Genomic DNA, 12,128 nt, shown 5'->3' with positions numbered 1-12,128 from the left:
GGTTACGTAGGCTTCCGGGGTGAGCGAAAACAGCCAGGCCGGCTTCGGCCCCGCGACCGGGATCGGCTCGATGCCCGGCGGCGACGCCCGGGAGGCCGCCAAGACCGTCGCCGGGTCCTTCGAGGACTTCCCGTTCCTGACCGAGCTGCCGGCCCGCGGCCCCGGCGCGGACATGGTCGGGCGGACCGCCGGGATGCTCGTCGAGCTGTACGCGCGCGTGGAGCCCAGCGGCTGGCGGCTCGGGGACCGGCCCGGACGGGACACCAGACGGGCCAGGTCCTGGCTGGGGGAGGACCTGGACGCGCTGGAGGAGTTCACCCAGGAGTACACGGGTCCGCTGAAGGTGCAGGCGGTGGGCCCCTGGACGCTGGCCGCCGCGCTGGAGCTGAGGAACGGCGAGGTCGCGCTCTCCGACCCCGGCGCCTGCCGCGACCTGGCCGCCTCGCTCGCCGAGGGACTGCGGCTGCACCTCGCCGAGGTGCGCCGCCGCATCCCCGGCGCCCGGCTCGTCCTCCAGCTCGACGAGCCCTCACTCACCGCCGTGCTGCGCGGCCAGGTGAAGTCGGCCAGCGGCTACCGCACTCACCGCGCCGTCGACCGGCAGCTGGTGGAGGCCACCCTGCGCGACGTCGTCGCGGTGCACGGCGAGGACCCGGTCGTGGTCCACTCCTGCGCGCCGGACGTCCCGTTCGCGCTGCTGCGCCGGGCCGGAGCGGCGGCCGTGTCCTTCGACTTCTCGCTGATCACCGAGCGTGACGACGACGCGATCGGTGAGGCGGTGGAGGCGGGCACCCGGCTCTTCGCCGGTGTCGTGCCCGGCACGGACTCCGCATTGTCGGACCCTGCCGGTAGCGTCATGGGTGTCAGAACGCTGTGGCGCAGGCTGGGACTGCAACCGGGGCTTCTCGCGGAAGCGGTGACGGTCACTCCGTCCTGCGGCCTCGCGGGGGCGTCCCCCGCGTACGCCCGCAGGGCGCTCGCCCACTGCGTTTCGGCGGCGAGGTCCCTCGCGGACAACCCAGAGTAACGGGAGGACGACACGGTGGCCGGCGACCAGCAGGCGGAGACGACGGTGCCCGCCGAGGCACGGGAGCAGCACGCGCAGCTCGCCGAGCAGATCGAGGAGCACCGCTTCCGGTACTACGTGAAGGACGCTCCCGTCGTGAGCGACGCGGAGTTCGACCGACTCCTGCGCGCACTGGAGGCACTGGAGGAGGAGCACCCCGGGCTGCGCACACCCGACTCGCCTACGCAGAAGGTCGCGGGGGCGTACGAGACGGAGTTCACGGCTGTCCAGCACCGGGAGCGCATGCTCTCGCTGGACAACGCCTTCGACGACCTGGGGCTCGCCGCCTGGGCGGAGCGCGTCCACCGGGACGTGGGCGCCTCCGCGTACCACTTCCTGTGCGAGCTGAAGGTCGACGGCCTCGCCGTCAACCTCACCTACGAGCACGGCCGCCTCACCCGCGCGGCGACCCGCGGCGACGGCCGCACCGGCGAGGACGTCACGCCCAACGTCCGGACGATCGCCGACATCCCCGACCGGCTGACCGGCGAGCACGTCCCGGACCTCGTGGAGATCCGCGGCGAGGTCTACTTCCCGATGGAGGGGTTCGAGGGACTCAACGCCCGGCTGGTCGAGGCCGGCGACAAACCGTTCTCCAACCCGCGCAACGCGGCAGCGGGTTCGCTGCGCCAGAAGGACCCGAGGGTCACCGCGTCCAGGCCGCTCCACATGGTCGTCCACGGCATCGGCGCCCTGGAGGGCTTCGAGCCGCTCGCCCGGCTCTCCGAGGCGTACGACCTGCTGGCGACCTGGGGCCTGCCCACCTCCCGGCACAACAAGGTGGTCGACGACCTCGACGGCGTACGGGAGTTCATCGCGTACTACGGCGAGAACCGCCACTCCGTGGAGCACGAGATCGACGGCGTGGTCGTCAAGCTCGACGAGATCCCGCTCCAGGGCCGCCTCGGCTCCACCTCCCGTGCCCCGCGCTGGGCCATCGCGTACAAGTACGCGCCGGAGGAGGTGAACACCAAGCTCGTCAACATCCGTGTGGGGGTGGGGCGTACCGGCCGGGTCACGCCGTACGCGCAGGTCGAGCCGGTCACGGTGGCCGGTTCGGAGGTCGAGTTCGCGACCTTGCACAACCAGGACGTGGTCAAGGCCAAGGGTGTCCTGATCGGGGACACCGTGGTGCTGCGCAAGGCCGGTGACGTCATCCCGGAGATCCTCGGCCCGGTCGTCGATCTGCGCGACGGCAGCGAGCGGGAGTTCGTGATGCCCGCCGAGTGCCCCGAGTGCGGTACGCCGCTCAGGCCGATGAAGGAGGGCGACGTCGACCTTCGCTGCCCCAACGCGCGGACCTGCCCCGCCCAGTTGCGTGAACGGCTGTTCTATCTCGCGGGACGCAAGGCACTGGACATCGAACAGTTCGGCTACGTGGCCGCAGCGGCCCTCACCAAGCCGCTGGAGCCCGCCACTCCGCCGCTGACGGACGAGGGCGATCTGTTCGACCTCACCATCGAGCAACTGCTGCCCATCAAGGCGTACGTGCGCGACCAGGACAGCGGCCTGCCCAAGCGCGACCCGAAGACCGGCGAAGAGAAGATCGCCACCGTTTTCGCCAACCAGCAGGGTGAGCCCCGCAAGAACGCGCTTGCGATGCTGGAGAACATCGCGGCCGCCAAGGAGCGGCCGCTCTCCCGTGTCCTGACCGGCCTGTCGATCCGCCATGTGGGACCGGTCGCGGCCGAGGCGCTGGCCCGTGAGTTCGGCTCCATCGACCGCATCGAGCAGGCCACCGAGGAGGAACTGGCGAACACCGACGGGGTCGGCGCCATCATCGCCGCCTCCCTCAAGGAGTGGTTCGCCGAGGAGTGGCACCAGGAGATCCTGCGCAAGTGGAAGGCCGCCGGCGTCCGCATGGCGGAGGAGAGTTCCGGTCAGGACCAGGGACCGCGCCCGCTGGAGGGGCTCACCGTCGTGGTGACCGGCACCCTGGAGCACTTCACCCGCGACGGCGCCAAGGACGCGCTGCAGAGCCGCGGTGCGAAGGTGACCGGTTCGGTCTCGAAGAAGACGTCGTTCGTCGTTGTGGGTGACAGCCCTGGATCGAAGTACGACAAGGCGATGCAGCTGAAGGTGCCCGTCCTGAACGAGGACGGCTTCGGTGTGCTGCTGGAACAAGGGCCGGAGGCGGCCGCCGAAGTCGCCCTTCCGGCCGCGGAGTAGCGGTGGAAGGCCACCCGATCGGCGCATACCAGATGCATAGGGGTGGCGGGGGTTCAATCGGGCAACCGTCGACGACCGCTGCCCGTGGATGCCTTCTGCGGCCTACTGTTGGGATGTGCGCCTGCCGTGCCCGGCTGCGGCCGGGGCATCCCCCTGCTCCTGGTGGGTACGGGGAAGGGCTTTCCAGCCCGGCGCCGTCGCAGGTTGTCGGGCATCGGGCCGTGCGGTGTGGGCACTGCCGGCTGTGAGAGGGACGGGAATGGAACCGACCGAGAGCGCCGCTCCGGACGCACGGCTGCGCCTGCGCCGGGTCACCGGCGCCTGGCGGGACAGCCGGTGGGGGACGCGGCCTTCGGCGCACGAGGGTGCGGAGGGGCGCGCGATCGTCCTGCGCACCCCCGTGGACGGCTCCGCCCACGACCTCGTGGCCGACCTGCCCGGTGCCGAAACCGAACGTCACCTGTCCTGGCCCGCGCTGCCCGCGGCGGTCGTCGCGGCGGCCGCCCTCGTCCTGGGCGCCGGTTTCTACCGGGCGTTCACCGGCAGCCACGCGCTCTTCCCGTGCGGCACCGTCGGCTGGTCGCTGGCCATCCTGACCGGCATCATCGTCGGCCACCTGGTCATGCTGGGCCGCTCCCGCTGGTGGGGCGGCACCGGATCGGGCGCCGCCCTCACGCTCGCCGTGCTGCTGCTCTACGGCTGGGTCGCGGCCGGCATGGTCAGCCTCACCGTCGTCGTACTGGTCGGCATAGCCAGGCGCCACCGCTGGCGGCAGGGCGTCCTGCACGGCGCGGTGGACATCCTCGGCATCGGCGCCGGGGCCCTGGTGCTCGCGGCCTTCGGGCGGGTGCCGTCCGTCGAGGCCCCCTGGGATCCCGGCAGCTGGACCCTCTACACGGCCCCCCAGGTGGTGCTGGTCGCGGCCGCCTATCTCGCGGTGACCCGCACCCTGCTGTGGTACCTGCACTCCGCGCGCAACGCCGGAGTGCCCACCGTCGCCCGCACCGCCCTGGTCAGACAGGGCCTGGTCGTGGTCGCGCTGCTCGGCATAGCCCCCCTGGTCTGCGTGGTCGCCGCCGCCGAACCCGTCCTGCTGCCGCTGTTCTCCATCCCGCTGGTCGCCCTCGACTCCACCCTGTGGATAGCCCGGGCCCGCGCCGAGGAGCAACTGCGCGACCCGCTCACCGGTCTGCCCAACCGTCAGTGGCTGCTGGAACGTATCTGGACGGCCCTGGACGACGCCGAGCGCATAGGCGCCCGCTCCGCCCTGATGCTGATCGACCTGGACCGCTTCCGTTCGGTCAACGACACCCTGGGCCATCTGGCCGGCGACCGGCTGCTGCTCCAGATAGCCGACCGGCTGCGGGTGGCCCTGCCGCGCGGGGCGGAGGCCGCGCGGCTCGGCGGAGACGAGTTCGCCGTGTTACTGCCGGTCGCCGACTCCACCACGTCCGCCACCCGCATCGCCCGCGGCCTGGTCGCCGCCCTCAGCTCCCCGCTCGACCTCGACGGACTCACCCTCGTCCTGGAGGCCAGTGCGGGCGTCGCCGTCTTCCCCGACCACGCCCTCGACGCCGAGGGGATGCTGCGCCGGGCGGACGTCGCCATGTACCAGGCGAAGCGGGACCGTACGGGGGTCGAGGTCTACGAGTCCAAGCGCGACTCGAACACCCCGGACCGGCTCGGCCTGCTGGGTGATCTGCGCCGCGCCCTCGACGCCCACGAGGTCCAGCTGCACTACCAGCCCAAGGTCCGCTTCGACGGACAGGTGGCCGGCCTGGAGGCGCTGGTCCGCTGGGTGCACCCCGAGCGCGGCAAGGTCCCGCCGGACGAGTTCATAGCGATCGCCGAGTCCTCCGGGCTGATGCCGCATCTGACGGAGTACGTCCTGGAGACGGCGCTGGCGCAGGTCGCCCGGTGGCGCGCCGAGGGTTTGTACGTGCCGGTCGCGGTCAACGTCTCCCCGCGCGACGTCCACACGCCCGGCTTTGCGGGCTCCGTCGCCGCCCGTCTCGCCCGGCACGGAGTGCCCGCCGGGGCGCTCCAGCTGGAGATAACGGAACACGTCCTGCTGGAGGACCCGCAGCGGGCCGCCGACACCCTCGCCGCGCTGACCGGGCACGGCGTGAAGATGTCGCTGGACGACTTCGGCACCGGCTACTCCTCGCTGGTGCATCTGCGCCGGCTGCCGGTCAGCGAGCTGAAGATCGACCGCTCGTTCGTGGCCCGGCTGGCCGTGGACCCGGAGGACGCGGAGATCGTCCGCTGCACGATCGACCTGGCCCATTCCCTGGGCCTGCTGGTCGTCGCCGAGGGTGTCGAGGACGACGAGACCTGGGAACGGCTGCGCGACCTCCGCTGCGACGCCGTACAGGGCTGGCTGGTCGCCGCCGCGATGCCACCCGAGGAGACCACGGCCTGGTTGCGGGCACGCGGGCCGCGCGGCTGGCAGCGCCCGGCAGCGGCCCTGCCCGCGGCGGCGTCCGACGACTGACGGTCGGTCCGCCGACCCTGCTCCGGCCGACCCGCCGACCCCGCCGTACGCGGGGCACGTCATACGCGGGGTCCGCCGTGTCCGGGGTCTGTTCGCCCCGTCCGGTTCAGGACGTCAGGACGTGCCCGCCGTGAAGTGGCCGATCAGCAGGGCCAGTCGGCGGTCGTGGGCGCCCGCGGGCAGCCGCCCGCTGCGCATGAGGGTCACCAGCCCGTGCAGCCCCGCCCAGAACGTCTCCGTGAGCAGGCCCGGGTCGTCGCCGTCGGCCGCGATCGGCAGCACGGCGCCGTACAGCTCCCCGAACGCTTCCTGGAGCTCCGGCGGAGCCTGGAGCGTGGCGAAGGGCAGGTCCACCAGGTGCGTGAACATCGCGTCGTACAGCGCGGGCCGCCGCTGTGCGAAGGAGGTGTACGCCTCGCCCACCGCCGCCAGCGCGCCCCCGGCGTCGTCGCCGGCCGCCGTACGGGCCGTGCGCAGCTCGACGGCCAGCTCCGCGCACCCCTGCACCGCGACCGCCGCCATGATGGCGCCCTTGTCCTTGAAGTGGCTGTAGAGGACCGGCTGGCTGTACTCGATCTCGGCGGCCAGCCGCCGTGTGGTGACCGCGTCCCAGCCCTCGGCCTCGGCCAGTTCCCGCGCGACCGTGACGATCAGCCGCTCGCGTTCCGCTCGTTCGCGCTCCCGGCGCGTCTGGATCGACATGACCGTGATTCTAGCATCGCTAGCCATTCTGCCGCCGCTCTGCTAGCTTCGCTCTTGTCCCTAGCGCTGCTAGCAAGGAGTTCCGACGTGACCGTCACCGCGTACACCCTGGCTGTCGTGCTCGACCTGTTCGTCGTGTTCATCGGGTACCGGTTCCTGTTCCAGCCCGGCTCCGCCGCCACCGGTTACGGCGTCCCCGCGGACCCCGCCGCGGACGCCGGCGCCTACCTCACGGTCAAGGGATCGAAGGACAGTGTCTTCGGCCTGATGGGACTGGCTCTTCTCGCGTTCGCCGGTGCCCGCGCCGAGGCGTGGTTCATGCTCGTGGTGGCGCTCGTGCCGCTCGCCGACACGCTGATAGTGCTGCGCCACGGCGGCTCGAAGGCGACCGCCTTCGGGATCCACTTCGCCACCGCGGTGGTGGTGCTGATCAGCGCCGGACTGCTCTTCGCGGTCTGAACTCGCTCGCTACGACCAGTTGCATCCCGTGCTGTCGGTTCTGTTCCGTTGTGATCTCTGTTCCGTTGTGATCAACAGGGGGTTTGGCCATGTCGATGTTCGTGCCGAAGTTCGATTCGTCCGTGATCGTCCGTGAGGCGGAGGCCGAGAAGATCGGCGACGATCCCGTCGCCGTCCGGCTGCTGGCCGACAGCAGCGCCTCCGGCGGGGCGCTGTCCACCGTGCGGGTCACCCTCGCGCAGGGCGCCGACGGCGCCCGCCCGCACCTGCACCGCAACTCCGCCGAGATGTTCTTCGTGCTGGGCGGCGTCGCCGAACTGCTCTCCGGCGACGACGTCGTCACCGCCGAACGCGGCGACCTGGTGATCGTCCCGCCGGGCAGGCCGCACGCCTTCGCCGCCGCCCCCGGCAGCGCGGCCGACATCCTCGTCGTGATCACCCCGGGCGTCGAGCGCTTCGGCTACTTCCGCCACCTCCAGCGCATCCGCCTGGGTGAGGTGAGCCCGGAGAGTCTGCTGGAGGTGCAGGAGCTCTACGACAACCACTTCCTGCGCAGCAAGGCCTGGGACGGCCGCCGCTGACGAGGGCCCGGGGGCCGGTCCGGGGTAAACCGTTGCGCGTGCACCGCGCCCGGCCCCCTAGGATTGGGGCCAAACCACTCACTCACCCCAGAGGAACGCTGCATGCCTGGCATCACGCGCGAGGAGGTCGCCCACCTCGCTCGGCTGGCGCGTCTGGAGCTGAAGGGCGAAGAGCTCGACCACTTCGCCGGACAGCTGGACGACATCATCGGCGCGGTGGCCCGCGTCAGCGAGGTCGCCGACCAAGACGTACCGCCGACCTCGCACCCGCTCCCGCTGACGAACGTCATGCGGGCGGACGAGGTCCGTCCGTCGCTCACCCCCGAGCAGGCGCTCTCCGGCGCCCCGGCCCAGGAACAGCAGCGTTTCAAGGTGCCGCAGATCCTGGGGGAGGACTAAGACCATCATGACGGACATCATCAAGCTCACCGCCGCCGAGACCGCCGAGAAGATCGCCTCCGGCGAGCTCACGGCCGTCGAGGTCACCGAGGCCCACCTCGCCCGGATCGAAGCCGTCGACGAGAAGGTGCACGCCTTCCTGTACGTCGACCGCGAGGGCGCCCTCGCGCAGGCCCGCGCCGTCGACGCCAAGCGCGAGCGCGGCGAGAAGCTCGGCCCGCTGGCCGGCGTCCCGCTCGCGCTGAAGGACATCTTCACCACCGAGGGCATCCCGACGACCGTCGGCTCGAAGATCCTCGAGGGCTGGATCCCGCCGTACGACGCGACTCTCACCAAGCGGCTGAAGGCCGCCGACGTGGTCATCCTCGGCAAGACCAACATGGACGAGTTCGCCATGGGGTCCTCGACCGAGAACAGCGCCTACGGCCCGACCGGCAACCCCTGGGACCTGACCAAGATCCCCGGCGGCTCCGGAGGCGGCTCCAGCGCCGCCCTGGCCTCCTTCCAGGCCCCGCTGGCCATCGGCACCGACACCGGCGGCTCCATCCGCCAGCCGGCCGCCGTCACCGGCACGGTCGGCGTGAAGCCGACCTACGGCGCGGTCTCCCGCTACGGCATGGTCGCCTTCTCGTCCTCCCTCGACCAGGGCGGCCCCTGCGCCCGCACGGTCCTGGACGCGGCGCTGCTGCACGAGGTGATCGCCGGGCACGACCCGCTCGACTCCACCTCCATCGACGCCCCGGTCCCGCCGGTCGTCGAGGCCGCCCGCAACGGCAGCGTGGCCGGCATGCGGGTCGGCGTCGTCAAGCAGTTCCGCGGCGAGGGCTACCAGGCCGGTGTCATCCAGCGCTTCGACGAGTCCGTCGAACTGCTCAAGGAGCTGGGCGCCGAGATCGTCGAGCTGGACTGCCCGTCCTTCGACCTGGCCCTGTCGGCGTACTACCTGATCGCGCCCTCGGAGTGCTCGTCCAACCTGGCCCGCTTCGACGGCCTGCGCTACGGCCTGCGCACCGGCGACGACGGCACCCGCTCGGCCGAGGACGTCACCTCCCTCACCCGTGAGGCGGGCTTCGGCCCCGAGGTCAAGCGCCGCATCATGCTCGGCACGTACGCCCTGAGCTCCGGCTACTACGACGCGTACTACGGCTCCGCGCAGAAGGTCCGCACGCTCATCACGCGCGACTTCGAGAAGGCGTTCGAGCAGGTCGACGTGATCGTCTCGCCGACCACGCCCACCACCGCCTTCGCGATCGGCGAGCGCGCCGACGACCCGATGGCGATGTACCTCGCGGACCTGTGCACGATCCCGACCAACCTGGCGGGCAACGCGGCCATGTCGCTGCCCTGCGGCCTCGCCCCGGAGGACAACCTCCCGGTCGGGCTCCAGATCATCGCCCCCGCGCTGAAGGACGACCGGCTGTACAAGGTCGGCGCCGCCGTCGAGGCCGCCTTCGTGGAAAGGTGGGGGCATCCGCTGATCGAGGAGGCTCCGTCGCTGTGAGCAAGGCACTGTCCAAGGCCAAGGGCTTCAAGAAGTCGAAGTCCGGCACGTACCTGTCCATGGCCACCACCGCCTTCGGCGCACTGGGTGTCGCCAAGCAGATCAAGAAGGCCCGCGCCGAGCACGACACGCTGCGCCTGGTCGACGCCACGGTGTCCGCCGTCGCGATCGTCACCGGCCTCGCCATCCTTTACCGCGAGCTGAAGCGGCTGGGCGACGACGACGTCCTGCTGGGCTGAGAGGGAAGTTTCACCGTGACCACCACGACCGACCTGGTGTCGTACGAGGACGCGCTGGCGTCGTACGACCCCGTCATGGGCCTCGAGGTCCATGTCGAACTCGGCACCAAGACCAAGATGTTCTGCGGGTGCTCGACCGAGCTGGGCGCCGAGCCCAACTCGCAGACCTGCCCGACCTGCCTCGGCATGCCCGGCGCGCTCCCGGTCGTCAACGCGATCGGTATCGAGTCGGCCATCAAGATCGGTCTCGCGCTCAACTGCGAGATCGCCGAGTGGTGCCGCTTCGCCCGGAAGAACTACTTCTATCCGGACATGCCGAAGAACTTCCAGACCTCCCAGTACGACGAGCCGATCGCCTTCAACGGATACCTCGACGTGCAGATGGAGGACGGCGAGACCTTCCGCGTGGAGATCGAGCGCGCCCACATGGAGGAGGACACCGGCAAGTCCACCCACGTGGGTGGTGCCACCGGCCGAATCCACGGCGCCTCGCACTCCCTGCTCGACTACAACCGCGCGGGCATCCCGCTCATCGAGATCGTCACCAAGCCGATCGAGGGTGCGGGCGAGCGGGCCCCCGAGGTCGCGCGGGCGTACGTCCGTGAGCTGCGCGAGGTCATCAAGGCCCTCGGCGTCTCCGAGGCCCGGATGGAGATGGGCCAGATGCGCTGCGACGTGAACCTGTCGCTGCGCCCCAACGGCACCGAGAAGTTCGGCACGCGTTCCGAGACCAAGAACGTGAACTCGCTGCGTTCCGTGGAGCGCGCGGCCCGCTTCGAGATCCAGCGGCACGCGGCCGTGCTGAGCAGCGGCGGCACGATCATCCAGGAGACCCGGCACTTCCACGAGGACACCGGGTCGACGACCTCGGGCCGCGTGAAGGAGGAGGCCGAGGACTACCGGTACTTCCCCGAGCCGGACCTGGTGCCGGTGGCGCCGTCCCGCGAGTGGGTCGAGGAGATCCGCGCCGGACTGCCCGAGCTGCCGCTGGTACGCCGCAACCGGCTCCGCGAGGAGTGGGCGATCTCGGGGACCGACATGCAGTCGATCCTCAACGCCGGCGCCCTGGACCTGATCGTCGCGACGATCGACGCCGGGGCCGACGCCGCCTCCGCCCGCAAGTGGTGGATGGGCGAGCTGGCGCGCAGCGCCAACGAGTCCGGCACGGCGCTGGACGAGCTGGCCATCACGCCGGAGCAGGTCGCCCGGGTCACCGAGCTGGTCTCCAACGGCGACCTGAACGACAAGCTGGCGCGCCAGGTCATCGAGGGCGTCCTCGCGGGCGAGGGCACCCCGGACGAGGTCGTCGACAAGCGCGGTCTGAAGGTCGTCTCCGACGAGGGCGCGCTCACGGCCGCCGTCGAGGAGGCCATCGCGGGCAACCCCGGCGTCGCGGACAAGATCCGTGGCGGCAAGGTGGCCGCGGCCGGAGCCCTGGTCGGCGCGGTCATGAAGGCCACGCGCGGTCAGGCCGACGCGGCCCGCGTCAAGGAGCTGATCCTGGAGAAGCTGGGCGTCAGCGAGGGCTGAGTCCCGAATCCGTGAACCCTGGGGGGATGCATCGACACCGATGCATCCCCCCAGGTGCGTGATCGGCCGGCCCGCGGGCCGGCCGGGGATGTGATCTCGGACATGGGCGACCGGGCCGCTCGGGCCCTCGGGAAGCGAGCGGGTGGTGCAGGAGCTCGGTCGAACCGTCAAAAAATGCACCTGTCCGGGGCGGCGGCGATCTGCCGGGGGCGCCGGACGGCCGGGGCGCGGGCCGGTGCCGGTCCGCCCCGTGGCCGGAGTTCCCGGCCGGAGCGACTACGCTCGCCCGCCATGAGCGGACGTACTGATTCCACGACGGACACCGAGAGGGACGCCGACATAGCCGAGGCCGAGGTGCGGGACGAGAGCGGCCTTCCCGACGGCCCGAAGGCCCCGGAGGGTCCGGACGACCCCGAGGACACGGCGGACTCGGCGGAAGCGGTGGAGTCGGCGGACGCGGACGGCGCGGACGGTCAGGGGGAGCCGGAGAGCCCCGAGAACCCGGTCGGCCCGGTCGACCCAATCGGCCCGGGCGATCCGGAGAGCCTGGGCGACGCCGAAGCCGACGTCGACGTCCACGTCGACGCCGACGATCCCGATGGCCCGGAGGGCCACGCCGAGGACGCGCGGCGGGCCCGGTGGACGGCGTCCGTCACCGGCGTCCTGCTGACCCTGACGGGCATCGCCGCGGCCCTGCTGCGCTCTGTCGGCCCCGCACCGGCCCTCGCCCCCGCGGCCTACGCCCTCGGTGCCGCCGTCTGTGCGGCCGCCGCGGTCCTCGGGCACCGCGGGCACACCCGGCGGGCGCTGTGGCTGCTGATCGCCGGAGTGATGGTGATGGCGGTCGGCGACCAGGTCGACTGAGCGGTCCACAGGTACGGAAGGGCCGTCGTCATCACTCTGTGACTTGTCTCCCATAGAGCGGCGAAAACGACAAACGATCGCTTATTCCTGCAAGAGTGTCGGCGTATCGCTCAGGTGTTCTTTG

Annotated in this window: 11 protein-coding genes; 10 read left to right on the top strand and 1 reads right to left on the bottom strand. The window is 71.4% G+C overall.

The genetic code is table 11. The annotated features are described in order from the left end of the window. The first annotated feature begins 19 nt into the window (after positions 1-19). The 3 genes from ABT085_RS02400 (at position 20) to ABT085_RS02390 (ending at position 5,729) form a co-directional block, all read left to right on the top strand. Complete coding sequence (locus tag ABT085_RS02400) at positions 20-1,027, top strand: methionine synthase (RefSeq protein WP_351600703.1); 1,008 nt, start codon at positions 20-22, stop codon at positions 1,025-1,027. Positions 1,028-1,042: 15 nt separating this feature from the next. Continuing rightward, the gene (gene ligA / locus ABT085_RS02395; protein WP_351600700.1) at positions 1,043-3,235 is read left to right on the top strand and encodes an NAD-dependent DNA ligase LigA; all 2,193 of its coding nucleotides are present in this window, start codon (positions 1,043-1,045) and stop codon (positions 3,233-3,235) included. Positions 3,236-3,494: 259 nt separating this feature from the next. Then, on the top strand, positions 3,495-5,729 hold the full coding sequence (locus ABT085_RS02390; RefSeq protein ID WP_351600697.1) for a putative bifunctional diguanylate cyclase/phosphodiesterase: 2,235 nt from the start codon (positions 3,495-3,497) through the stop codon (positions 5,727-5,729). A 114-nt stretch (positions 5,730-5,843) separates the two neighbouring features. Here the strand turns inward: ABT085_RS02390 and ABT085_RS02385 are convergent, their stop codons facing one another. Beyond that, the gene (locus tag ABT085_RS02385; protein WP_351600694.1) at positions 5,844-6,431 is read right to left on the bottom strand and encodes a TetR/AcrR family transcriptional regulator; all 588 of its coding nucleotides are present in this window, start codon (positions 6,429-6,431) and stop codon (positions 5,844-5,846) included. 87 nt (positions 6,432-6,518) lie between these two features. Between ABT085_RS02385 and ABT085_RS02380 the strand changes: the two genes are divergently transcribed. The 7 genes from ABT085_RS02380 (at position 6,519) to ABT085_RS02350 (ending at position 12,004) form a co-directional block, all read left to right on the top strand. Further along, positions 6,519-6,890 carry a DUF4267 domain-containing protein gene (locus tag ABT085_RS02380; RefSeq protein ID WP_351600692.1) on the top strand — a complete coding sequence of 124 codons (372 nt, stop codon included), beginning with the start codon at positions 6,519-6,521 and terminating at the stop codon, positions 6,888-6,890. Between the two features lie 89 nt (positions 6,891-6,979). Beyond that, positions 6,980-7,471, top strand: a complete 492-nt coding sequence (locus ABT085_RS02375) for a cupin domain-containing protein (RefSeq protein WP_351600689.1) — start codon at positions 6,980-6,982, stop codon at positions 7,469-7,471. A 102-nt stretch (positions 7,472-7,573) separates the two neighbouring features. Then, positions 7,574-7,870: an Asp-tRNA(Asn)/Glu-tRNA(Gln) amidotransferase subunit GatC gene (gene gatC / locus ABT085_RS02370; RefSeq protein WP_015036350.1), complete on the top strand. Its 297-nt coding sequence runs from the start codon at positions 7,574-7,576 to the stop codon at positions 7,868-7,870. 7 nt (positions 7,871-7,877) lie between these two features. Further along, entirely contained in the window at positions 7,878-9,371 is a 1,494-nt protein-coding gene (gene gatA, locus ABT085_RS02365; RefSeq protein ID WP_351600686.1) for an Asp-tRNA(Asn)/Glu-tRNA(Gln) amidotransferase subunit GatA, read from the top strand. Then, on the top strand, positions 9,368-9,610 hold the full coding sequence (locus ABT085_RS02360; protein WP_162468499.1) for a hypothetical protein: 243 nt from the start codon (positions 9,368-9,370) through the stop codon (positions 9,608-9,610). Before gatA ends, ABT085_RS02360 begins: the two co-directional genes overlap by 4 nt. Positions 9,611-9,625: 15 nt before the next feature. Next, the gene (gene gatB / locus ABT085_RS02355; protein WP_351600682.1) at positions 9,626-11,140 is read left to right on the top strand and encodes an Asp-tRNA(Asn)/Glu-tRNA(Gln) amidotransferase subunit GatB; all 1,515 of its coding nucleotides are present in this window, start codon (positions 9,626-9,628) and stop codon (positions 11,138-11,140) included. A 546-nt stretch (positions 11,141-11,686) separates the two neighbouring features. Next, entirely contained in the window at positions 11,687-12,004 is a 318-nt protein-coding gene (locus ABT085_RS02350; protein ID WP_351600835.1) for a hypothetical protein, read from the top strand. Positions 12,005-12,128: the final 124 nt, after the last annotated feature.

This window comes from Streptomyces sp. NPDC002265, assembly GCF_040296125.1.
Classification (GTDB): Bacteria; Actinomycetota; Actinomycetes; order Streptomycetales; family Streptomycetaceae; genus Streptomyces.
Note: the sequence above shows the minus strand (reverse complement) of the source record. Positions and strands in the feature narration are given on the sequence as shown.

What these genes read in the sequence shown, in the direction of transcription:
- ABT085_RS02390 (WP_351600697.1), top strand. Translation starts at nt 3,495, where the DNA reads ATGGAACCGACCGAGAGCGCCGCTCCGGACGCACGGCTGCGCCTGCGC.
- ABT085_RS02385 (WP_351600694.1), bottom strand. Translation starts at nt 6,431, where the DNA reads ATGTCGATCCAGACGCGCCGGGAGCGCGAACGAGCGGAACGCGAGCGG.
- ABT085_RS02375 (WP_351600689.1), top strand. Translation starts at nt 6,980, where the DNA reads ATGTCGATGTTCGTGCCGAAGTTCGATTCGTCCGTGATCGTCCGTGAG.
- gatC (WP_015036350.1), top strand. Translation starts at nt 7,574, where the DNA reads ATGCCTGGCATCACGCGCGAGGAGGTCGCCCACCTCGCTCGGCTGGCG.
- gatA (WP_351600686.1), top strand. Translation starts at nt 7,878, where the DNA reads ATGACGGACATCATCAAGCTCACCGCCGCCGAGACCGCCGAGAAGATC.